The organism is Ruegeria sp. BHSC223, from assembly GCF_059613025.1.
This window is the reverse complement of sequence record NZ_JBXWRR010000011.1, coordinates 28,497-51,529: the sequence shown is the minus strand read 5'-3', so window position 1 is coordinate 51,529 and position 23,033 is coordinate 28,497. Positions and strand designations below refer to the sequence as shown.

General features: G+C 64.1%; 20 protein-coding genes. 9 read left to right on the top strand and 11 right to left on the bottom strand.

The window, feature by feature from the left end; all coding sequences use genetic code 11:
* The 5 genes from AC2FNY_RS15620 to AC2FNY_RS15600 are packed head-to-tail and all read left to right on the top strand — an operon-like array spanning nt 1 to nt 3,898.
* Nucleotides 1-1,257 carry a nitrous oxide reductase family maturation protein NosD gene (locus AC2FNY_RS15620; RefSeq protein WP_496803020.1) on the top strand — a complete coding sequence of 419 codons (1,257 nt, stop codon included), beginning with the start codon at nt 1-3 and terminating at the stop codon, nt 1,255-1,257.
* Entirely contained in the window at nt 1,247-2,140 is an 894-nt protein-coding gene (locus AC2FNY_RS15615) for an ABC transporter ATP-binding protein (RefSeq protein ID WP_496803019.1), read from the top strand. Before AC2FNY_RS15620 ends, AC2FNY_RS15615 begins: the two co-directional genes overlap by 11 nt.
* The gene (locus AC2FNY_RS15610) at nt 2,137-2,958 is read left to right on the top strand and encodes an ABC transporter permease (protein WP_496803018.1); all 822 of its coding nucleotides are present in this window, start codon (nt 2,137-2,139) and stop codon (nt 2,956-2,958) included. The genes AC2FNY_RS15615 and AC2FNY_RS15610 overlap by 4 nt, the downstream gene beginning before the upstream one ends.
* Nucleotides 2,955-3,485: a nitrous oxide reductase accessory protein NosL gene (locus AC2FNY_RS15605; RefSeq protein WP_496803017.1), complete on the top strand. Its 531-nt coding sequence runs from the start codon at nt 2,955-2,957 to the stop codon at nt 3,483-3,485. Before AC2FNY_RS15610 ends, AC2FNY_RS15605 begins: the two co-directional genes overlap by 4 nt.
* Before the next feature lie 35 nt (nt 3,486-3,520).
* Nucleotides 3,521-3,898, top strand: coding sequence for a c-type cytochrome (locus tag AC2FNY_RS15600; protein WP_496803016.1), 378 nt, complete (start codon nt 3,521-3,523; stop codon nt 3,896-3,898).
* Nucleotides 3,899-3,943: 45 nt separating this feature from the next.
* On the opposite strand, the gene AC2FNY_RS15595 is transcribed toward AC2FNY_RS15600, so the two are convergent.
* Nucleotides 3,944-4,558, bottom strand: coding sequence for a helix-turn-helix domain-containing protein (locus AC2FNY_RS15595; RefSeq protein WP_234168196.1), 615 nt, complete (start codon nt 4,556-4,558; stop codon nt 3,944-3,946).
* Nucleotides 4,559-4,937: 379 nt separating this feature from the next.
* Here AC2FNY_RS15595 and gcvT point away from each other — a divergent pair, with 379 nt between their 5' ends.
* The 3 genes from gcvT to gcvP all read left to right on the top strand — a co-directional run bounded on the left by gcvT (nt 4,938) and on the right by gcvP (nt 9,434).
* Nucleotides 4,938-6,035 carry a glycine cleavage system aminomethyltransferase GcvT gene (gcvT, locus tag AC2FNY_RS15590; protein ID WP_496803015.1) on the top strand — a complete coding sequence of 366 codons (1,098 nt, stop codon included), beginning with the start codon at nt 4,938-4,940 and terminating at the stop codon, nt 6,033-6,035.
* Between the two features lie 118 nt (nt 6,036-6,153).
* Nucleotides 6,154-6,519 carry a glycine cleavage system protein GcvH gene (gene gcvH, locus AC2FNY_RS15585; RefSeq protein WP_234143734.1) on the top strand — a complete coding sequence of 122 codons (366 nt, stop codon included), beginning with the start codon at nt 6,154-6,156 and terminating at the stop codon, nt 6,517-6,519.
* A gap of 56 nt (nt 6,520-6,575) precedes the next feature.
* Complete coding sequence (gcvP, locus tag AC2FNY_RS15580; protein WP_496803014.1) at nt 6,576-9,434, top strand: aminomethyl-transferring glycine dehydrogenase; 2,859 nt, start codon at nt 6,576-6,578, stop codon at nt 9,432-9,434.
* Between the two features lie 86 nt (nt 9,435-9,520).
* Here gcvP and AC2FNY_RS15575 read toward each other — a convergent pair whose 3' ends face one another.
* From AC2FNY_RS15575 to dctP, 9 genes are all read right to left on the bottom strand, one after another.
* Nucleotides 9,521-10,435 (bottom strand): LysR substrate-binding domain-containing protein, encoded by a 915-nt coding sequence (locus AC2FNY_RS15575; protein ID WP_234177039.1) that lies wholly within the window; start codon nt 10,433-10,435, stop codon nt 9,521-9,523.
* 136 nt (nt 10,436-10,571) lie between these two features.
* Nucleotides 10,572-12,767 (bottom strand): catalase/peroxidase HPI, encoded by a 2,196-nt coding sequence (gene katG / locus AC2FNY_RS15570; protein WP_496803013.1) that lies wholly within the window; start codon nt 12,765-12,767, stop codon nt 10,572-10,574.
* A gap of 151 nt (nt 12,768-12,918) precedes the next feature.
* Nucleotides 12,919-13,614: a cysteate racemase gene (gene cuyB / locus AC2FNY_RS15565; protein WP_496803012.1), complete on the bottom strand. Its 696-nt coding sequence runs from the start codon at nt 13,612-13,614 to the stop codon at nt 12,919-12,921.
* 112 nt (nt 13,615-13,726) lie between these two features.
* Nucleotides 13,727-16,162: a GcvT family protein gene (locus AC2FNY_RS15560; protein WP_496803011.1), complete on the bottom strand. Its 2,436-nt coding sequence runs from the start codon at nt 16,160-16,162 to the stop codon at nt 13,727-13,729.
* A 195-nt stretch (nt 16,163-16,357) separates the two neighbouring features.
* Nucleotides 16,358-17,299 carry a carbohydrate kinase family protein gene (locus AC2FNY_RS15555; protein ID WP_496803010.1) on the bottom strand — a complete coding sequence of 314 codons (942 nt, stop codon included), beginning with the start codon at nt 17,297-17,299 and terminating at the stop codon, nt 16,358-16,360.
* Nucleotides 17,300-17,364: 65 nt separating this feature from the next.
* A complete protein-coding gene (locus tag AC2FNY_RS15550) occupies nt 17,365-18,123 on the bottom strand; it encodes an alpha/beta fold hydrolase (RefSeq protein WP_234140198.1) in 759 nt (252 codons plus the stop codon).
* Nucleotides 18,123-19,424: a TRAP transporter large permease gene (locus AC2FNY_RS15545; RefSeq protein WP_496803009.1), complete on the bottom strand. Its 1,302-nt coding sequence runs from the start codon at nt 19,422-19,424 to the stop codon at nt 18,123-18,125. Before AC2FNY_RS15545 ends, AC2FNY_RS15550 begins: the two co-directional genes overlap by 1 nt.
* The gene (locus AC2FNY_RS15540; protein WP_496803008.1) at nt 19,424-19,933 is read right to left on the bottom strand and encodes a TRAP transporter small permease; all 510 of its coding nucleotides are present in this window, start codon (nt 19,931-19,933) and stop codon (nt 19,424-19,426) included. Before AC2FNY_RS15540 ends, AC2FNY_RS15545 begins: the two co-directional genes overlap by 1 nt.
* A 74-nt stretch (nt 19,934-20,007) precedes the next feature.
* On the bottom strand, nt 20,008-21,003 hold the full coding sequence (gene dctP, locus AC2FNY_RS15535) for a TRAP transporter substrate-binding protein DctP (protein WP_496803007.1): 996 nt from the start codon (nt 21,001-21,003) through the stop codon (nt 20,008-20,010).
* 216 nt (nt 21,004-21,219) lie between these two features.
* Between dctP and AC2FNY_RS15530 the strand changes: the two genes are divergently transcribed.
* Nucleotides 21,220-22,104 carry a LysR family transcriptional regulator gene (locus AC2FNY_RS15530; protein WP_234145738.1) on the top strand — a complete coding sequence of 295 codons (885 nt, stop codon included), beginning with the start codon at nt 21,220-21,222 and terminating at the stop codon, nt 22,102-22,104.
* Here the strand turns inward: AC2FNY_RS15530 and AC2FNY_RS15525 are convergent.
* Nucleotides 22,099-22,986 carry a LysR family transcriptional regulator gene (locus tag AC2FNY_RS15525; protein ID WP_496803006.1) on the bottom strand — a complete coding sequence of 296 codons (888 nt, stop codon included), beginning with the start codon at nt 22,984-22,986 and terminating at the stop codon, nt 22,099-22,101. The two genes, AC2FNY_RS15530 and AC2FNY_RS15525, sit on opposite strands and share 6 nt — an antisense overlap.
* Between the last annotated feature and the right edge of the window lie 47 nt (nt 22,987-23,033).

Here is a 23,033-nt window from a genome sequence, read left to right as displayed (position 1 = left end):
ATGCGCTGGCCCCTGCTGATTGCGACCCTTTTTGCCACCCCCCTTTGGGCGGCGGATTGGGACGTGCCCAACCGGGCGGGGGCCATCGCCCGGACACTGGCCCAGGCGGCGGATGGTGACACCCTCCGCCTGGCGCCCGGCATCTATGCCGAAACCCTGGTCCTGTCCCGGCCCGTTACCCTTGACGGGATGGGGCAGGCCACCATTGACGGACAAGGCACCGGCAGCGTGATCACCGTGACCGGCCCCGGCGTGACCCTGCGCGGGCTCACCGTGATCGGCTCGGGTTCGAACCATGACGGGATCGACAGCGGTATCCAGCTGACCAAGACCGCCCGCGCGCCGGTGGTGGAAAACAACGTGCTGATCGGCAATCTCTACGGCGTCGATATCCACGGCGCCAAGGATGCACGGGTGAAAGGCAACCGGATCGAGGGCCGCCAGGACCGCCATATGAACGCGCGCGGCAACGGTGTCTATGTCTGGAACGCCCCCGGCGCTGTGGTCGAGGACAACGATATCCGATACGGGCGCGACGGTATCTTCGTGAACTCCTCGCGCCGCAATATCTTTCGCAACAACCTGTTCCGCGATCTGCGCTTTGCCGTGCATTACATGTATGCCGACAATTCCGAGGTCTCGGGCAATGTCTCGATCGGCAACGACCTGGGCTATGCGGTGATGTTCACCAGCCGGGTCAAGGTGCTGAACAACGTCTCGCTCGGCGACCGTGAACACGGGGTCATGCTGAATTATGCCAATGACAGCGTAATCTCGGGCAATGTGGTGAAGGGGGCAAAGGAGAAATGCACCTTCCTCTACAATGCCAACAAGAATGAATTCACCGACAACTGGTTCGAAGGCTGCGGCATCGGCATCCATTTCACCGCCGGGTCCGAGCGCAACCGGATCGTCGGCAACGCCTTTGTCGGCAACCGGACCCAGGTGAAATATGTCTCGACCCGCTGGGTCGAATGGTCCGAGGACGGGCGCGGCAATTACTGGTCCGACTTTGCCGCCTATGACGTCAATGGCGACGGCATTGCCGACGCCCCCTATCGCCCCAACGACAGCATGGACCATGTGCTGTGGACCCAACCGGCAGCCAAGCTGCTGCTTGGCTCGCCAGCCGTGCAGCTGGTGCGCTGGTCGCAATCGGCCTTTCCGGCGCTGTTGCCGGGTGGGGTGATCGACAGCAACCCGCTGATGCATGCCCCCGAACCCTTAGCTTTGAAGAAGGTGCCCCATGACGGATAAGGCCCTGATCATCCATCAGGCGGTCAAGGATCGCGGCCGCGCCCGCGTTCTGGACCATATCGACCTGACCCTGGCCCAAGGTGAGCGCGTGGCGCTGCTGGGTCATAACGGTGCCGGCAAATCGACGCTGATCAAATCCATCCTCGGCCTGACCCGGATCGACAGCGGCAGCATTCGCATCGGTGATGCCGCGCCTGGCAGCGCGCAGGCGCGGCGCGACATTGCCTATCTGCCCGAAGCGGTCTCGTTCCATCCGGCCCTGACCGGGCGCGAGCAACTGACGCTCTTTGCGCGACTGTCAGGCGAGCGGCCTGATGTGCCCGGTCTGTTGGAGCGGGTCGGGTTGGCCGACGCGATGGACCGCCGCATCGGTGCCTATTCCAAGGGGATGCGGCAGCGGCTGGGCCTGGCTCAGGTGCTGCTGGGCAAGCCCCGCGTGGCGCTGCTGGACGAGCCGACCAGCGGTCTCGACCCGATTTCGCGGCAGGATCTCTATGCCATCATCGACGAACTGGCGGGGCAGGGGGCGGCGGTGCTGATCGCCAGCCACGCCCTGACCGAGGTCGAGGCCCGCACCGACCGCATCGCCATCCTGCGCAAGGGGGTCAAGGTGGCCGATGACACGCTGGCCAACCTGTCGGCACTGGCGGGTCTGCCGATCCGCTTGCGGGTCAGGGCGCGCGAAAACGCCGATGCGCTGGCCGCCCGGCTGGGTGGCAGCCGGGTCAACGGTGCCTCGGTCGAGCTGCTGTGCGACCCCGCCGACAAGATGACCGCGCTGCGCAGCATCGCCGCCATGGGCGAGGCGGTTGTCGATGTCGACATGACCCCGCCCCGGCTGGAGGACCTCTATCGCCACTATGCAAAGGAGACGCTGCAATGACCCGTTTTCTTGCCGTTGCCCAAACCGAAATGCTGATCCTGCGCCGCAACCGCTGGCTGCTGGTCGCGACCCTGATCATGGTCTTGTTCGCGCTGGCGCTGACATTCGCGGGCAGCGCCCCTACTGGCACGCTGGGGGTCGACATGTTGACGGTCTCGGTTGCCTCGATGACCACGCTCAGCGTCTATCTGGCGCCGCTGCTGGCGCTGATGATCTCGTTCGACGCGGTGGCGGGCGACATGGACCGGGGCAGCCTGCCCCTGCTGCTGTCCTATCCGGCGGGGCGGGGTGAGATCCTGCTGGGCAAGTTCGCCGCGCATCTGGCCGCGCTGGCATTCGCCATGGCCGTCGGCTTTGGCACCGCCGGTGCGGTGGCGGCCTGGTTCGGTGGGGCGGGCCCTGAAAGCCTGATGGCGCTCTTGCGCCTCATCCTCACCTCGATCCTGCTGGGCGCTTCCTTTCTGGCGCTGGGATACCTGCTGTCCGCGACCGCCCGAGGCTCGGCCGCGGCGGCGGGTCTGTCGGCCGGGCTCTGGCTGGTCTTTGTCGTCCTTTACGATCTTGGCCTGTTGGGGGCCGTGGTCATGGACAAGGGCGGCACCTTCACCCAATCTGTCTTCCCCTGGGTGATGGTGGCCAACCCGGCCGACGCCTTTCGGCTGTGGAACATCGCCGCGACCGAAGGGGTCGCCATGGCGTCGGGCATGACCGGCGCCGCGCAGGCGCTGCCGGTCTGGGCCGCGCCTGCCTCGCTGCTCATCTGGCCGGTGCTGGGGCTGTGGCTGGCCCGCGCCGCGTTCCGGAGGGTCGAGCCATGAGAACCCTTGCCCTGATCGCCCTGATCGCCCTGATCGCGCTGGCCGCTTGCAAGGAGGAAGAGGCCGCCGCGCCGCCCGCCCCGGTCGATCTGACCGAAAGCGCACTCAGCTATTTCTGTCAGATGAACGTGGCCGAACATGGCGGGCCCAAGGGGCAGATCCACCTCAAGGGGCATCCGGCGCCGCTGTTCTTTGCCCAGGTGCGCGACATGGTGGCCTATCTCAAAAGCCCCGAGCGCGAGGCCGAGATCACCGCCATTTATGTCAGCGACATGGGCGCCGCGCTTAGCTGGGCCGAGCCGGGGCCGGGCAACTGGATCGCCGCTGACCGCGCGTTGTTCGTCACCGGCGCGGATGTGGCGGGCGGCATGGGCGCACCTGAACTTGTGCCCTTTGCGACGCCCGAGGCCGCCGCGCGGTTCATTGCGCGTCATGGCGGTCAGGCGCTGCCCCTCAACGACATTCCCGATGCCGCGGTCCTGGGTCCGGTCGACCTGGCCCAGCCGCTGGCGACACCGGTGCTGTAACCCCGCACCCGCAACCCCGAGAGAAGGAGAAATCCATGTTCAAAAACCGACTGATCCTGCCCGTTCTGGCCGCCGGGCTGGCGCTACCGGCGCTGGCTGATGGCGATGCCGACAAGGGCAAGAAAGTGTTCAACAAGTGCAAGGCCTGCCATGCGGTTGGCGAGGGCGCGGCCAACAAGGTCGGGCCGCAGCTGAACGGCATCATCGGCGCCGCTGCCGGTCAGGTCGAAGGGTTCAAGTATTCCGACGCTCTGACCGAGGCCGCAGCAGGTGGGCTGGTCTGGGATGATGAAAGCCTGGCCGCCTTTCTGGCCAAGCCCAAGGATTTCATGAAAGGCACCAAGATGTCCTTTGCCGGGCTGAAGAAGGATGACGAGATCGAAAACGTCATCGCCTATCTGAAAGAGTTCTGAGCCTTTCGGGCGGGGCGGTTGCCGTCCCGCCCTGAGGTTCAGGAACTAACCTTCGAGAGATACCCACAGTACCCGCGCGTCCTCGTCGCTGGTCGAGACGCAGCCATGTCCCATGCCGCTGTCGTAATAGACGCTGTCGCCCGCCTTCATCGGCAGAGGCCGGTAATGTTCGGTATAAAGGGTCAGCTCGCCGCTCAGCACGAACATGAACTCCTCCCCCCGGTGGCGCACCCAGGTGTCGAACTCGCTGACATCGCGGGCCTTGATCGTGCTGATATAAGGCAACATTCGTTTGCTGGTCAGTTCGGTGCACAGCAGTTCGTGATCATAGGTGCGGGTGACCTGATGTTCGCCCTGATCCTTGCGGGTGAAATCGCGGCGGCCCGAGATGTCGCTCTTGCCCGATTGCACGAACAGTTGTGGCGTCTCCAGATCCAGCGCCTGCATCAGGCGGCGGATGATGTCGAAGCTTGGCCGGGTCTGGTTGTTCTCGATCTTGGACAGGGTCGAGCGGCCGATCGCGGCCGACCGCGCCGCTTCCTCCAGCGTCAGGCCCTTGTCCTTGCGGGCATCGCGAATCATCTTGCCCAGCGTTTCGCCATCGGGCGCTTCCAGCATGTCGGGGCTCATCCCCTCGTCTTCGGCCTGTACCGGTTCCATCGCAACTGTCCTTGTTTTCCCGATCTCCCTGCAAGGCAGCCTAACCCATTCAAATTTTCTCATGCAAATCTTTTGTTGCTAATAGGGGAAAAGTTTCCTATAGGAGACTTACCTTGTGTGCGACGGGATACAAATGTCGCGCCAGCAGGGCATTCAGGGGGGTTCTCGTGAGCGAGCGCGTTTCGTCACTGATCTGCAAGAGGGAGCGTCGGCCAGACCGCGCCCCAGCCGTGGACCACGGGTTCACCTCCAAAAAACTGCCGTTCCGGTCCGGTCGCGCCGCTGGCCCCTCTCTCCTTTTCCCGGCCTGGGTCGATCCGGGCCGGAACGGTCTCTTCTCCGCCGCATCCTGTCTTTCAGCCCAAGGGATCCCCCAGTCATGACCGATACGCCCAAACGCACCCCGCTTTACGATCTGCATGTCGAGCTTGGCGGCAAGATGGTGGATTTCGCTGGATGGGAAATGCCGGTGCAATACCCCATGGGGATCATGGGCGAGCACAAGCAGTGCCGCGAAAAGGCGGCTCTGTTCGATGTCAGCCACATGGGGCAGGTGATCCTGCGCGGAGAGGATATTGGCGCCAAGTTGGAAAAGCTCTGCCCGCAGGTGTTTTCCACCCTGCCCGAAGGCAAGGCGCGCTATGGCTTCTTCACCAACGCCCAGGGCGGCATCATGGATGACCTGATCGTGTCGAATGCGGGCGAGTATTTCTTTGTGGTGGTGAACGCGGCGCTGCGCCATCAGGACATTCCGCATATGGCGGCGCATCTGGACGGGGTCGAGGTGACCGAGATCTTCGACCGCGCGCTGGTTGCGGTGCAGGGCCCCAGTGCCGAGGATGTGGTGGGCCGTCTTTGCCCCGCAGCGCGCGATCTGAAGTTCATGGAGACGATGCTGGGCCAGATCGACGGCGTCGAGTGCCGCATCTCGCGGCTGGGCTATACCGGCGAGGACGGTTACGAAATCTCGATCCCCGAAGGCGAGGCGATCCGCATCTCGCGCCTGTTCCTGGCGCATGGGGATTGCGAACCGGCCGGTCTGGGTGCGCGTGACAGCCTGCGGCTGGAGGCGGGGCTTTGCCTTTACGGCAATGATATCGACAACGAGACCTCGCCCATCGAAGCGAGCCTGCTCTGGGCCATCCAGAAACGCCGGCGTGAAGAGGGCGGATTTCCGGGCGCCGAACGCATCCTGAAGGAAATCGCCGAAGGCGCCCCGCGCAAGCTGGTCGGCATCAGGCCCGAAGGCCGGGCGCCTGCCCGCCAGCATGTGGAGATCCAGAGCCTTGGCGGCGAGACCATCGGCGAGATCACCTCGGGCGGGTTTGGCCCCACCGTTGGCGCGCCGGTGGCGATGGGCTATGTCGCCAGCGCTCATGCGGCACCGGGCGACAAGGTCAACCTGATCATCCGGGGCAAGGCCCAGCCCGCCGAAATCGTCTCGCTGCCCTTTGTTGCACAAAACTACAAACGCTAACACACCCCTGCCACGCGGCAGGGGCGCAAAGCCTTGTAAAGGCTTTGTTCACAAGGTTTTTTCAAAACCTTGTCCCCGCCCGAGGTAACTGAAACACACCATCTGAAGGATCGACCAAATGACCATCTATTACTCCGAAGATCACGAATGGCTCAGCGTCGAGGGCGAGATCGCCACGCTGGGCATCACCAAACACGCCGCCGACCAGTTGGGCGAGGTGGTGTTCATCGAGCAGAAAGAGGCCGGTGACGACTTTGCCCAGGGTGACGAGATCGGCGTCATTGAGTCGGTCAAGGCCGCCTCGGAAATCTACGCCCCGGTCGATGGCGAGGTGGTCGAGGTGAACGAGGACCTGGCCGACAATCCCGGTGCCCTGAACGACAGCCCCGAAGGCGACGCCTGGATCTACAAGATCAAGCTCAGCGATCCGTCGCAGCTTGACGGTCTGATGGATCTCGCCGCCTATAACGACATGATCGGCTAAGCCGCCGGCCGCCGGCCCTGCCGGCGGCGCCAACCGCCTGACGAGGACCCAGAGCCATGGCCTTCAAACTCACCGATTACGAAGCCTACGATTTCGCCAACCGCCGCCATATCGGACCCAGCCCGCGCGAGATGGCCGATATGTTGCAGGTGATCGGCTTCAAGACGCTTGACCAGCTGATCGACGCCACCGTGCCGCCCTCGATCCGGCAGAAAGAGGCGCTGGACTGGGGCCCCGCCATGACCGAGCGCGACGCGCTTTATCACATGAAACAGGTGGCCTCGAAGAACAAGGTTCTGACCTCGCTGATCGGTCAGGGCTATTACGGCACCACCACCCCGGCGCCGATCCTGCGCAACATCCTGGAAAATCCGGCCTGGTACACCGCCTATACCCCCTATCAGCCGGAAATCAGCCAGGGCCGGCTTGAGGCGCTGTTGAACTTCCAGACCATGGTCAGCGACCTGACCGGGCTGGACGTGGCAAACGCCTCGCTGTTGGACGAGGCCACCGCGGCGGCCGAGGCGATGGCCATGGCGAAACGCTCCAGCCGGTCCAAGGCCAACAACGCGGCCTTCTTCGTCGACAGGAACTGCCACCCGCAGACCGTCGCCGTGATCCGCACCCGGGCCGAGCCCTTGGGCGTGGATGTGCAGGTGGGCGACCCGTCCGAGCTGGAGGCCGGCGCGGTGTTTGGCGCCATCTTCCAGTATCCGGGCACCTATGGCCATGTGCGCGACTACACCGCCGAGATCGCGGCGCTGCACGAACATAACGCCATCGCCATCGTCGCCGCCGACATCCTGTCGCTGGCGCTGCTGAAATCGCCCGGAGAGATGGGTGCCGATATCGCCATCGGCTCGACCCAGCGGTTCGGCGTGCCGATGGGCTATGGTGGCCCGCACGCGGCCTATATGGCCACCACGGACAAGCTCAAGCGGGCGATGCCGGGCCGGATCATCGGCGTCAGCATCGACGCGCGCGGCAACAAGGCCTATCGCCTGGCGCTGCAGACCCGCGAACAGCATATCCGCCGCGAAAAGGCCAACTCGAACGTCTGTACCGCCCAGGCGCTGCTGGCGGTGATGGCCTCGATGTACGCGGTCTATCACGGACCCGACGGGATCAAGGCGATCGCGCAATCGGTACATCGCAAGACCTCGCGCCTGGCTGCCGGGCTGGAAGAGCACGGGTTCAAGGTTGAACCCGACGTGTTCTTCGACACCATCACCGTCGATGTCGGCCCGCTGCAAAAGACGGTGATCGAGGCCGCCGTGGCGCGTGGCGTCAACCTGCGCAAGGTGGGCAGCGACCGGATCGGCATTTCGCTCGACGAACAGACCCGCTCCGAGACCATCGAGGCGGTCTGGGGCGCCTTTGGCATCGACAAGAAGGATGACAGCGTCAAGAACCGCGCCTATCGCCTGCCCGATTACGCGCTGCGCGATACGCCCTATCTGACCCATCCCATCTTCCACAAGAACCGGGCCGAGGCCGAGATGACCCGCTATATGCGGCGTCTGGCCGATCGCGACCTGGCGCTGGACCGGGCGATGATCCCGCTGGGCAGCTGCACGATGAAGCTGAACGCGACCATCGAGATGATCCCGGTGACCTGGCCGGAATTTGCCAACCTGCATCCCTTCGTGCCCGAGGATCAGGCGCAGGGCTATCTCGAGATGATCGACGACCTGTCCGAGAAACTGTGCCAGATCACCGGCTATGACGCGATCTCGATGCAGCCCAATTCGGGCGCGCAGGGGGAATATGCAGGCCTGATGACCATCCGCAACTATCACGCGGCACAGGGGCAGGGGCACCGCAACATCTGCCTGATCCCCACTTCGGCGCATGGCACCAACCCGGCCACCGCGCAGATGGTGGGCTATCAGGTGGTGCCGGTCCGCTCGGACGATCACGGCAATATCGACCTGGCCGATTTCCGCGCCAAGGCCGAGCAGCACAGCGCCAATCTGGCGGCCTGCATGATCACCTATCCCTCGACCCATGGCGTGTTCGAGGAGACGGTGCGCGAGGTCTGCGACATCACCCATGAACATGGCGGCCAGGTTTATATCGACGGGGCCAACATGAACGCGATGGTGGGTCTGGCGCAGCCCGGCGAGATCGGCGGCGATGTGAGCCACCTGAACCTGCACAAGACCTTTTGCATCCCGCATGGCGGCGGCGGCCCCGGCATGGGTCCGATCGGGGTCAAGGCGCATCTGGCCGAGCATCTGCCGGGTCACCCGGAATACGGCACCGCCGTGGGCCCGGTTTCGGCGGCGCCCTTCGGCTCACCCTCGATCCTGCCGGTCAGCTGGGCCTATGTGCTGTTGATGGGCGGCGCGGGCCTTACCCAGGCCACCAAGGTGGCGATCCTGAACGCCAACTATATCGCCGCGCGGCTCAAGGACGCTTACCCGATCCTCTATACCTCGGCGACGGGGCGGGTGGCGCATGAATGCATCCTCGACACAAGGCCGCTGAACGAAGAGGCGGGCGTGACGGTGGACGACGTGGCCAAGCGCCTGATCGACAGCGGGTTCCACGCGCCGACGATGAGCTGGCCGGTGGCGGGGACGCTGATGGTCGAGCCCACGGAATCCGAACCCAAGGACGAGCTGGACCGGTTCTGTGACGCGATGCTGTCGATCCGGGCCGAAGCGCAGGAGATCATCGACGGCAAGATCGACGCCGAGAACAACCCGCTGAAACACGCGCCTCATACGGTGCGTGATCTGGTGGGCGACTGGGATCGGCCCTATAGCCGCGAACAGGCCTGTTTTCCTCCGGGTAACCTGGGCGTCGACAAATACTGGCCGGTGGTGAACCGGGTCGACAATGCCTATGGCGACCGCCACCTTGTCTGCACCTGCCCGCCGATGGATGCCTATGAAGAGGCTGCCGAATAGGGGATCGACCGGGGCGGGCAGGGGCGCGCGCTCTGCACCATAGGTTCTGCACAAGGGTCGCACAAAATGTGCGGCCCTTTTGCGTGTCATGTCCTGGGTGTCAGCGTCTCGCGGTAGAGCGCGGTGATCCAGGCAGAGAACAGACGCACCTCTTCTCGCCGGGCAGCGGTGTCGCGGGTCACAAGGTAATGTGCCCGCCGTTTGGGCAGGCGCAGGTCGAGCGGTACAACCAGATCACCCTGATCAAGATAGGGTCGGGCAAAGCTCTCCAGCACCATCGTGACTCCCTGGCCCGCAGCAACGATCTGCAGTGCGTTCAGCGAGTTATCGACCCGCATCCAGTCTGCAGTGGCGCCGATCCCCAGCCCATGCAGATCCGACCATTTGCCCCAATCGGTTTCCGACCCGACGATTTGCACCACCCGCGACCCGGCAAGTGCTTGTGCGTCCAGCGCGTCGCCAAGGCTTGCCGCGAAATCCGGGTGACAGACGGGGATCGCGGATTCGTGGCCCAGATGCTGCATCAGGCTCTCGTCCCAGTTGCCAAGTCCCCAGCGGATATCCATGTCCAGTGCGGCGGTGTCGAACCGGTCCGCCCATACCGAGGTCGAAAACTGCACTAATATGTCGGGATGCTCGTCCTGAAACCGGTGCAACTGCGGCGCGATGACCAGCGCGGCGCAAGAGATCGCCGCGCGGACCTGTACGACCCGTTTACCTTGCACCCCGAATAACCCACCCGTCGCCGCCGCCATTTCGTCAAAGCTTTTGCGAATTGTCTGCGCATAGGCCTGGCCGATGTCTGTCAGTGTCACGCCTCGGGGGAGGCGTTGGAACAACTCGGCCTTAAGATGCCGTTCCAGCAGACGGATCTGTTGGCTGACACCAGCGGGGGTCAGACCCAGTTCGTCGGCGGCGGCCGAAAAGCTCTGATGCCGCGATGAAGCCTCGAAGGCCCGGAGCCATGTGACATGTGGCAGGGCGGGGGGATGCGAACGCATGACAGCTTCAACTCAGTTGTTCCAAACGTCACGAGGTTAAGTCAGGGTTTGACCAAATACGAGGGGGTCATCACTGCATAATACAAAACAAAACGGGGCGGCAGGGGCCGCCCCGTTTTGCTCTTTTGTGTCCAGATCAGGTCAGGTCGAACCGGTCCGCATTCATCACCTTGACCCAGGCGGCGACGAAATCGGCCACAAAGCTGGCCTCGGCATCGTCCTGGGCATAGCGTTCGGCCAGCGCGCGGAGCTGCGAGTTGGAGCCGAACACCAGATCAACCCGTGTCGCGGTCCAGCGCGGCGCCCCGCTGGTGCGGTCGCGGCCTTCGTAGACGCCCTTGCCCGACGGTTTCCACTCGGTCCCCATGTCCAGCAGGTTGGTCAGGAAATCGGTGCTCAGCACGCCGGGACGGTCGGTCAGGACCCCATGGGACGAACCGCCATGATTGGCGCCCAGAACCCGCAGACCGGCGACCAGAACCGTCATTTCCGGCGCGGTCAGACCCAGAAGCTGGGCACGATCGACCAGCATCTCCTCGGGCGAGGTGGAAAGCTCGCGCGCCTGATAGTTGCGGAACCCGTCCATCACCGGTTCCATCACCTCAAAGCTCTCGGCGTCGGTCTGCTCGGCGCTGGCATCGCCCCGGCCCGAGGTGAAGGGCACCTCGATCTGGTGACCACCGGCCTTTGCCGCCTGCTCGATACCGGCGCAGCCCGCCAGCACGATCAGGTCGGCCATCGACACCGATTTACCGCCGCTGTTGAACCCGGCCTGGATCCCTTCGAGCACGCCCAGAACGCGGGCCAGCTTCGCGGGCTCGTTGACATCCCAGTCCTTTTGCGGGGCCAGGCGGATACGGGCGCCATTGGCACCGCCACGCATGTCCGAACCGCGATAGGTCGAGGCCGAGGCCCAGGCGGTCGACACCATGTCGGACACGCTCAGGCCCGAGGCCAGGATCTGTGCCTTGAGCGCCGTGGCATCCGCCGCGTCGATCTGGGCACCGGCGGGAACCGGGTCCTGCCAGATCAGTTCCTCGGCGGGCACTTCCTTGCCCAGATACCGGGCGCGCGGACCCATGTCGCGATGGGTCAGCTTGAACCAGGCGCGGGCAAAGGCATCGGCAAACTCGTCGGGATTGGCATGGAACCGGCGCGAGATCTTCTCGTATTCCGGGTCCATCCGCAGCGACATGTCGGCGGTGGTCATCATCGGCGCGTGGCGTTTGTCCGGGTCGAAGGCATCGACAACCATATGCTCGGGCTTCACGTCCTTGGCACGCCACTGGTTTGCACCTGCCGGGCTTTTGACCAGTTCCCACTCATAGCCGAACAGCACGTCGAAATAGCCCATGTCCCACTTGGTGGGGTTGGGTTTCCAGGCGCCTTCGATGCCGCTGGTGATCGCGTCACCGGCCTTGCCGGAGCCATGGGTGCTGAGCCAGCCCAGGCCCATCGCCTCGACCGGGGCCGCCTCGGGTTCGGCGCCCACATGGGCGGCATCGCCCGCGCCATGCGCCTTGCCGAAGGTGTGGCCGCCCGCAACCAGTGCCACGGTTTCTTCGTCATTCATCGCCATGCGGGCAAAGGTTTCACGCACGTCGCGTCCCGAAGCGATGGGGTCGGGGTTGCCATCCGGGCCCTCGGGGTTCACGTAGATCAGGCCCATCTGCACGGCGGCCAGCGGGTTTTCCAGATCGCGGTCGCCCGAATAGCGGCTGTTGGGCTTGTCCGAGGTGGCAAGCCATTCGCCTTCGGACCCCCAATAGATGTCCTCTTCGGGTTCCCAGATGTCGGGGCGGCCACCGGCAAAACCGAAGGTTTTGAAGCCCATCGATTCCAGCGCCACGTTGCCGGCGAGGATCATCAGGTCGGCCCACGAGATCTTGTCGCCGTATTTCTTCTTGATCGGCCAGAGAAGGCGGCGGGCCTTGTCGAGGTTGCCGTTATCGGGCCAGCTGTTGAGCGGGGCAAAGCGCTGGTTGCCGGTGCCGCCACCGCCGCGCCCGTCGGCCAGGCGATAGGTGCCCGCGCTATGCCAGGCCATGCGGATGAAGAGGGGGCCGTAATGGCCATAGTCGGCGGGCCACCAGTCCTGGCTGTCGGTCATCAGCGCGGTCAGATCGGCTTTGAGAGCGTCGAGATCGAGCGATTTGAACGCTTCGGCATAGCTGAAATGCGCGCCCATCGGATCCGATTTGGACGAATGCTGGTGCAGCAGTTTCAGATTGATCTGGTTGGGCCACCAATGATGGTTGCGCATGCCGCTGCCTGCGGCATGTCCATGCATCACCGGGCACTGGCCTGCGCTGGGGGCGTCGTTTCCGTCCATGTCTGTCTCCGATCGTGAGTTGATAGAATGGGTTCAAGCACCAGAAGGAACCGGCACTGGCCGGGGCATTCTGATGTCATGAGAGGAGACTAGCAAAGGAAATTGATCGGAATAAGTTGCATTTTCCGATCTATTTCATAATGAAAAACTATTACTCTTCGCGTGTATGATCGCGGATCGCTTCGGCCAGCACATCGACCGTGTCTATGACAGGCGGGGTACTGGGCAAGCTGTCGGCAATCAGGGAGAACTCAGAGCAGGCGACAAAGATGAGCGCTGCGCCTTTCTCTGCCAACTCCTCTGCCGCGCTGGTCAGGATCGCGCGCGCGGCGGGCACCGGCCCTTCGGCCTTGATGGTGCGAATCGCGGTCAGCATGCGGTCGCCATCCTCGGGCCAGAGCGGGGTCAGTTCGGCCTCGTCGAGGGCAGCGTCAAAGACGCCTGCCATCCGCACGGCGGGCGAGGCGAGCAGACCGACCCGCGCGCCCGGTGCCAGCAGCGCGCGCGCGCGTGCAACTGACAGGGTCACCATGTTCAACAGCGGGATCGACACCGCCGCCTCGATCGCGGGGGCATAGTGATGGGCGGTGTTGCAGGGCATGCCAAGCGCGGTGGCGCCCGCCTGTTCCAGCCGCTGCGCCATCTGCGCCAGGGTGGGGCCGGGATCGGTGCCGGTGCCCTGGATCAGATGCGCGATGCGCGAGGGCACCTGCGGGTTCATGTCGATGAGCAGCGGCAGATGATCGGCATCATCGGTCGCCGTTACCGTTGCCAGCAACCGCTGTTGCAGCAAGATCGTCGCCTCGGGGCCCATGCCGCCAAGGATACCGACCACGCGCCGGGTCATGCCGAGCACCGGTCAGGGCAGGGGAGAAGGCTGGGCATGTCGGTGTCCTTTCGGTTCGTATGCATCAGGGGGCTGCGCTAACGAAAGCCGCAACCGGGCGGATAGGCAAGGGTCAGCCGCGCATGCGGGCATGGTCGGGATCATAGGGCGAGGGCGCGATCACCTGCGCGGTCACCATGTCACCGCAGAGATCCAGCATCATGCTGCTGCCCGGCGCCGCCATCGCGGGATCGACAAAGGCATAGGCCAGGTTCTTGCCGATCCGATAGCCCCAGCCGCCGGACGTCACGGTCCCGACCACCTGTTGGCCCTGCATCAGCGAGGCGCCCGGATGCGCGGGGGCGTAGGTCGTATCGACATGCAGGGTCACCAGCTTTCTGCCCGGGTCCTTGCCCTGCCGGTCCAGCAGCGCCTGCTTGCCGATGAAATCACCCTTGTCGAGCTTGACGAACCGGCTGAGCCCGGTCTCGAACGGATCGAATTCGGTGATCAGATCGGCTTTCCAGTGCAGGAACCCTTTCTCCATGCGCATCGAGTCGACCGCGCGCGCGCCAAAAAGCGTGAGGCCATGCGCCTCTCCGGCCTTTCGCAGCGCCAGATAGGCGGCATAGAGCGCGGCATTGGGGACGTGGATCTCATAGGCCAATTCGCCCGAGAAACTGACGCCCAGCACAGTGGCAGGCGCAAAGCCGATGAAACATTCACGCACCGAGAGCCAGGGAAAGGCCGCGCGCGACCAGTCGCCCCGGGCGCAGGCTGAAAGCACGTCGCATGCGCGGGGACCAGCCAGAACCAGGATGGTCTGGTCATTGGTGAGCGAGCGGAGATGCACGTCCTCATCCGCGCGCAGGTGGCTTTGCAGCCAATCCATGTCATGAAACTCGCTGGCGGCGGCGGATCCGTACCAGACCCGGTCAGGACCCCGATCCGAGGCAGGCAGGTTCGCCACCGTCGCCTCGCCCTTGATCCTGCCGTGATGGTTCAGCAGATAGCACAGCCCGACCCGGCCCGCGCGTTTGGGTACGGCGCCGCAGATCATCCGGTCAAGAAAGGCGTGCCGGTCGGCACCAGTGATCTCGATCCGGTTGAAGCCGTTCACCTCGGCCAGGCCGACGGCGGTCTGTACCGCGTGTACCTCGGCCCCGATCAGGTCAAAGGTCTCGTCAAAGGTAAAGCCGAGCGTTGGGTGGAAATCGGGCGCAGGCTTGATGTAATCCACCCGCTCCCATCCGTTGACAACGGTGAATTCGGCACCCTCGGCGGCCAGAACCGGGGTGAGTGGAGTTGTCTTGGCGGGGCGTCCGGCGGGGCGGTGTTCATGTGGAAAATGAAAGCGGAACTCGTTCTGATAGTCCTCAACGGCCTTCAGCGCGGTCAGTTCCACATTGGCGTGTCCGGTGAACCGGCGCGGGTCGATCACCCAGGTGTCATAGCAGGTCTCGCCATGTACGATCATCTGCGCCAAGAGCCATCCATGACCGCCACCCTCGCCCAGACCGGCGCGCAGGCCGATGGCGCAGAACGCGTTACGCTTGCCGGGAATGGGGCCGATCAGCGGGGCGCCGTCGATCGTATAGGTAATCGGGCCGTTGACGATGGCGCGGATGCCGGTCTCGCGCAGCGCGGGCATGCGGGCAAAGGCACCTTCTAGCACGTCCATCACCCGATCCACATCGTCGGGGCAAAGGGCGTTGACGAAATTCGGGTCGATCCCGTCCATGCCCCAGGTCTTGCACGCCTGCTCGTAGAAGCCGATCAGCAGCCCGTTCTTTTCCTGCCGGCAGTAATAGTCCGAGATCGGGCACCGGATCAGCGGCATGCGGTGGCCTGCCGCCACGATTTCCGGGATATCCTCGGTCAGGAAATACTGATGCTCCATCGAGGCGACCGGGTGATGCACGCCCATCATGGCGCCCACCTCGTTGACGCGGTAGCCGCAGGCATTCACCACGATGTCGCAGTCGATATCACCGTGTTCGGTATGCACGGTCCAGGTGTCGTCCTTGTGCTGGGTCAGCCCGGTTACCGGCGTGTTGCGATAGATCTCGGCCCCGGCCTTGCGCGCGTGATATGCCAGCGCCTGGCACAGCTGGGCCGGGTCGATATCGCCATCCAGCGGATCCCACAGCCCGCCCAGCAGGTTCTCGGTCGAGATCAATGGATGGCGGCGGGCGCATTCGGCGGCGTCGATCACCTCGAAATGCACATCCATGCCGCGCGCCATCGAGGCGAAATGACGATAGCCCTGCATCTGCTGAGGCGTGTTGGCCAGCCGGATGCCGCCATCGCCATGGTGATAGTTGATCGGGTGTTCCGGGTTCTCGGCCAGCGCCTTGTAGAGCGCGATGGAATGGCTTTTCAGGCCCACCATGGTCTGGTTCATGCCGAAATTGGTCACCTGTGCCGCCGAGTGCCAGGTGGTACCGCTGGTCAACTCGTTGCGTTCGACCAGAACCACATCGGTCCAGCCTTCTTGTGTCAGATGATATAGTGTTGAACATCCGGCGATGCCGCCGCCGATGACAACAACCCGAGTACGCGTTTTCATATGTGATGTCTCCGAAAACTCCACCTGCATTAGGGGGGAGGCAATCTTCTTCCGGCAATAGGCGATCGCCGGATCAACGAACAGCAAAACGAGTTTTCGATGTCTGAAATATGAGTGGCAGGCCGAAAATGGATTGGGGTAAATATACCATAATCTTCATTATCACACAGGGACCTGTAGACCGGACCGTTGACCTCAATCCGGTAGAAAGCCCAGTTCATGAGCCCAAGGCGGGTTTGACCCAGGGCGTGATATGGCAAGCGCGGCCACGTGCGCGCCAAAGTTCAGTGCTATCGTCAGGGCATCGGGGGGCAGTTCCTTCAGCGCAGCCGGAGTTAACAGACCCTGTTTCAACAACGAGACTAGGAGCCCGGCTATGAACGTGTCCCCTGCGCCGACGGTGTCGGCAACGGTGACGCTGGGTGCGGACACCGAAACATCGGAGCCGTCCGGCAGGTAACCTGTGGCGCCCGCCGCGCCGCGCGTCACCACCACCAGCGCCGGACCCAGAGCCAGCAGGGACCGCGCCCCGGTGCGCAGATCGGGCGCCTCGGGGTAAAGCCAACCCAGATCCTCGTCCGAAAGGCGCAGGATATCCGCCCGCACCATCATCGCGGTAAGCCGGGTGCGATAGCGCGCCTCGTCCTCGACAAGGGCGGGCCGAATATTGGGGTCGATCAGCACCACCCGCCCTGCCCCGTGGCAGCTCAGCAGATCGGCATAGGCGTCGGCGCCGGGTTCGCAGGCAAGGCTGATGCCTCCGAAACACAAGGTCTTGGCTGCCTCTGGTAAAGGGGGAAGTTCGGCGGTATCCAGCATCCGCCCGGCGCTGTTTTCATCGTAAAAGGCATATTCAGGCTGGCCATCGCGCAGCCGCACAAAGGCAAGCGTGGTCGGCCGATCCACCCGCGCCACGCCCGACAGGTCCACTTGGCTGGCTTGCAGTGCCTCGGCCAGCTGCTGGCCGAACATGTCGCGTGACAGCGCCGTGACCAGCCCGACCCGCTGCCCCAGCCGCCCCAGCGCAATCGCGGTGTTGAGCGCCCCGCCCCCCGGTTGAGGCAGGAAACCGCGTGCCCCACCGATAGTGGGGGCCGGGATCATGTCGATCAGCGCTTCGCCGCAGCACAGGATCATCTTCACCCCCGTTTGGCCTGATGCGCGGGCATTTCAGCGCAAACAGGGGTGGCTGGCCAGAGGTATCAGGTCTCGGTCAGGAAATCGGCCAGAATCGCGTGGAAGAAGCCCGGTTTCTCCAGATGCACCGCATGCGAGGTGCCGGGCACCACCGACAGGCGCGCATCGGGGATGTTGGACCAGAGTGAATGGACCTGCGGCCAGCGATAGGATTTGTCGCTGTCGCCCCACAGGACCAGGGTCGGCATGCTCAGACGGGGCAGTGCCGCGCGCCCGTCCCAGGCGGCCATCGCTCCCAGCCCGGCCATTGCCGCCTGCGGGTTGGCCCGGGCGCCGATTTCGACCAGCAGCGGATAGCCCGCCGCCGCCGCACCGGCCTTGAACCAGGTGGCCCCGATCCTGCGGATGGTGCATTCGACCCCATCCGCCAGCAGCCGTTCGCGCGAGGTGTCGATCGGCTCGAACCGGTCGGGCATCAGCCCCAGCGGCCCGGTGCCGTAAAGCACCAGCCGCTTGACCGCATCGGGCCGGTCGGCGGCCATCTGCTGCGCGATCATGCCGCCCATGGAATGGCCGACCAGCAGGAACTCGGCGATGCCCAACTCGTCCAGCAGACCCAGCACCGCCGCGGCCATCTCCTCGATGCTGGCGCATCCCTGTCGGTCGGCGGCAGCGCCGAACCCCGGCAGGTTGGGCGCGATCACGTCGAACGCGTCCTTGAACCGGGCGATTTCCTGCGCCCATTGCGCGGCACCGCCCAGGTAGCCATGGACAAAGACCAGAACCGGCCCGGACCCTTCGCGCAGATATGGCAGGCCCGGCATCAGCGCATCTGCTCCGGCAGCCACAGCGCCACATCGGGTGCGATGATCAGCACCGCGATCAGCAGGATCATCGCCGCGATGAAGGGCAGGCAGCCCATGATCACGTCACCGATGGTGACCTGATCGCGGCTGATCGCCTGGATCACGTAGAGGTTCAGCCCAACCGGTGGCGTCAGCACCGCGATTTCCATGGTGATGGTGTAGACCACGCCGAACCAGATCAGATCAAAGCCCGCGGCACTCATCAGCGGATAGATGGTCGGCAGGGTGATGAAGGTCATCGACACCGGTTCCAGGAACATCCCCAGGATGATGTAGAACACCAGCACGATGGCCAGAACGGTATAGGGCGACAGGTCGAAGGACAAGAACAGCTCGGTAAATTGCTGCGGCACCCGGTAATAGGTGAGCACGAAACCGAACAGCACCCCCGCCGACAAGAGCAGACCCAGATAGCCCATGGTCCGCATGGTGGAAAAGATCGCCTCCTTGAACCCCTGCCAGGTCAGCCCGCCGACCCAGAAGGCCAGCAGAACCGTCAGCGAGGCGGCGACGGCGGCGGCCTCGGTGGGCGTGGCGATACCGGCATAGATGGCAACCGTGATCACCAGGCCGATCAGCACGACCGGGCCGACCGTGGCCAGGATCATCCGCATCGGCATCTTGGCGGCATCCTCGCTGCCGGGGATGTCTTCGGGGCGCAGCATGCCCCAGATCAGCACCACGACGACAAAGCTAGACACCAGGATGATGCCGGGGATGACACCGGCGATGAACAGGTCGCCGATGCTCTGATCGGTGACGATGCCATAGAACAGCAGGATCAGGCTGGGCGGGATCAGCACCGACAGGGTGCCACCGGCGGCCAGCACACCCGACGAAAGGCGCTTGCCATAGCCCAGCCGCAGCATCTCGGGCAGGGCCACGCCGCCGATGGTGAGCGCGCCCACCATCGAGGAACCGCAGACCGCACCGAACCCGGCGCTGGCCCCGATGGAGCCATAGGCCGCAGAGCCGCGCAGCCGCACGCCCTGATGCAGGAACTGATAGAGGTTCGGCCCGATATTCGATTTGCCGATCAGCTCACCCAGGAACACGAATAGCGGCACCGCCAGCAGGATATAGTCGATCCAGACGCCCCAGAGCTTCAACTCCGAGGACACGATCGAGGTTTTCCAGCCCTGAATCTCCCACAGAAACGGCAGCGAGGCGGCGGCCAGCGCAAATGGGATAGGCAACCCGATGGAGATGAAGAGCATCAACAGGCCCAGCAGTCCCAGGCCGACAACATACCATTCCATCAGAGGTCTCCCGACGGGGCCGGACGCATGATCAGGCGGATCAGGCGCAATGCGGTGTAAAGGGTGAACAGGACCAGCGCGACGGCGCCCGGTGCCCAGAACATGTAGCGGGGCCAGTGCAGGATCTCGGAGGCCACGCCCGAGTTGAACGAGCGGACCGTGGCGCTGACGCCGGCATAGGCAAAGAACCCCCCGACCCCCAGCATCAGCAGGTGATTGAGGATGTCAAAGAACCGCCGCGCCCCCGGACGCATCTGGTCGGTCAGCATGGTGACCTTGGGAAAGGCATCCTCGCGCAGGGCAAAGGCGAGCCCGGCAAAGGCCACCGGGAACAGCAACAGCGCGGTGGCCTCGGTCACCATCCGGTCGGGCTTGCCCAGACCATAGCGGACAAAGACGCCGTAGGTGATCCAGACCATCTGGACCAGAACGATGACGGCCCCCAGCCCGGCGAGCCATACGACGCCGCGCTCGACACCCCGGATCAGGCGGTCGATTCCGTCACTCATGACAGACCTCTCAGGTTTTGATTAAGCGGCAACTGTGGCCCCGGTCATGCGGGGCCACAGGGATGATCCGCCGATCAGGGCGCGTGGCTGGCCAGCAGCGAGCGGATGCTGTCGGCAAGCTCGTTGCCGCAGGCATTGTTCACGGTCTCGTCCCATTTGGGTTTGACGCTGGCGATCAGGCTGGCGCGCTGGTCGTCCGAGATGGATACGGCAGCCCCGCCGCCCTGCATGACGGCATTGCCGACCTGCTGGTCGACCCAGGCCTCGTAGCGGGGTTGAAGCCAGGCTTCGGTCTCGGCCGCCGCGGCGGTAAGTGCGGCCTGCTCATCCGCGCTCAGCGCGTCGAACTTGGCCTTGTTCATCATGTACTGGATGTTGCCATAGAACAGGTTGGCGTTGACCATATAGGGCATCACGGTCCACAGCTTCCACGATGAATAGGTGGCCACGCCCATGTTGATGCCGTCGACCACGCCGCGCTCGGCGGATTGGAACACTTCCTTGGGGGCCACAAAGACCGGCTCGCCGCCCCAGGTTTCGATCATCATCGAGACCAGCGGCCCGATCGAGCGTACCAGCTTGCCGTCCAGATTGCCGATATCGGCAACCGGCTCTTCGAACCACCATTCCTGATCGTAGGAGTAGTTGGAGTTAAAGAGCGGCACCAACCCGGCATTGGCAGCCTCGTCGCGGATCAGTTCGGCATAGGCGGCGTCCAGCCCGGTCTGGTTCTCAAGGCTCACCTCGGCGGGATAAAGCGAGGTCACCGCATAGCAGGGCAGCCGGTTGTCGGCATTGATCCAGCTGATATCGGACACGCCGCCCTGGACGGAATCGACGCCCTCGGACCAGCCATGCAGCGTGGCCGAGGGGAACACCTCGACCTTGACCGAGCCGCCGGTCTTTTCAGCGACCAGATCGGCGAAATGGGTAAAGCCCGCGTAGCGGATATCGGCTTCGTTCACATAGGTACTCAGCCGCAGCGTGGTTTCGGCCGCGGCCGTGCCCGCCACCAGGCCACAGGTCAGGGCCAACGCGCTTGCGGTTACGGTTTTCAGGTTCAGGGTCATTCAGTGTCTCCCGGTTGGATGGGCGGGGGTGGTTCGGTTCTTGATGCCGTCTGCCCCGCATATGTGCTCCGCGTCCCCGGCGGGTGACGGTCGGATGCTGTTATAAGGCTAGGCACGGGTCGGGCGTTATGGCCAACTCAAATACATCATTAAACTATGCGAATGTTGCATAAATAAGCGAAATCAGGCAATTATGGTGAAAACGGGGGCGCAAAGATGGATATCAACTGGCTGCGCGATTTCACCTGCCTGGCGCGGACGCTGAATTTCACCCGCGCCTCGGAAGAGCGCAACATCACCCAATCCGCGTTCAGTCGCCGCATCAAATCGCTGGAAAACTGGTTGGGAATCCCGTTGATCAAACGCTCGACCTATCCGGTTCAGTTGACCGAGGCGGGGCAGCAATTCCTGCCGGTGGCACAGGAAGCCATCGCCAGCCTGACCGATATCCGGCAGGTGTTGCGCGCGCAGGAACAGGGGGTGACCGCGTTCCAGCGCTTTGCGGTGCTGCACACGATCTCGGTCAATTACCTGACCCGGCGCATCGCCGAGTTCGAGGACCTGATCCCCAATCTGCGGGTGCGGGTCTATTCCGACAACCTGCGCACCTGTTGCCAGCTGCTGTCGGACGGCACCTGTGATTTCCTGCTCTATTACCGGCATCAGGACGTGCAGCCGGTGTTCGAGGAGAAGCAGTTCGCGCGCAAGGATATCGGGGTCGAGCTGATGTATCCGGTGGCCGAGAGCGGCGCCGCGCGGGCGGGTGGCTGGGATCTGGACGGCGACGGGCGTCAGCCGATCCCCTATCTCAGCTACGACCCGAGCAGCTTCCTGGGCACCGTGGTCGATCAGACCATCGGCAATCGTACCCCGCCGCTGGCGATCCGCTACATGGATGCACTGACCGAGGCGATCAAGCGGCGGGTGCTGTCGGGAAGCGGCATGGCCTGGCTGCCTGAAAGCGTGATTGCCGAGGAACTGGCCGCCGGGCGGGTCACCATCATCGGCGGCCCGGACTGGCAGGCGCCGCTGACCCTGTCATTGTTCTGTTCGCGCGACCGTCTGGACGAGACCGGCCAGAAAGTATGGAACGCCCTATGATGGGCCGGGCTGGCCGCTGAGCATCTGCCAGCTTTGATCGCTCCGGCGTGGGCTGCCACCCGACAGCCGCATCAGGGTAACGGTCAGCGGCTGGTCCGGCAGGCCCTCGGCCCGGCACAGTCGCCCCGCCGCCAGATGTGGTGCCACCAGTGTCAACGGCAACCAGGCCACTCCGATGCCACCCAATGCGTATTCACAGGCCGCGAGCGTCAGTGCGGTCTCGGCCCGCACCTCATAGGTGAATCCCGCCGGCAGACGCGGCGCGACGAAGCGGTCGAACACCTGTCCCAGGAACACATCCGGCGGATAGCCGATTACCGGCATCTCGGTGCGGGCCTCTGCCGTTTCAAGCCCCAATGCGTGCACGGGCACCAACAGGTCTGTTTCCAGCTCGGCCCGGTCAAAGGCTTGTGGCAGCATCGGATCACGCTCGCCCGGCACCTCGTAGGCGACCGCGAAATCGGCCTCGCCCGACAACAGCAGCATCAGGCATTCGTCCCGGTTGCCCGAGCGCACCCGGACCGAGATGTCCTGAGACGCGGTCAGATCCCGCACGATCCGGGGCGAGATGGTGGTGGTGATCGCGTGCTGACAGACCAGGGTGACCCCGCGCCGGGCATCCTCGGCCGAGACCCGCAGATCCTGCTGCAATCGTCGCAAGCGGCCGCTCAACTCGCGCAGTTCGGGTTCCAGTGCCAGTACGCCGGGCAGCACCGCCACCGGCTTGCGGCTGCGGTCGAACAGCGCCGCGCCGATCCGCTCCTCGATTCCGCGCACCCGGCGGGTAAAGGCGGGCTGGGTCAACAGCCGGCGTTCCGCCGCCGCAGCAAGCGACCCGGTGTCAATCACCGCCAGGATATCGTCGATCCAGTCCAGTTGCATCGCCCTGCCCCGCTAATATGCCGATCATGCATGTTATCCCGCGCAGT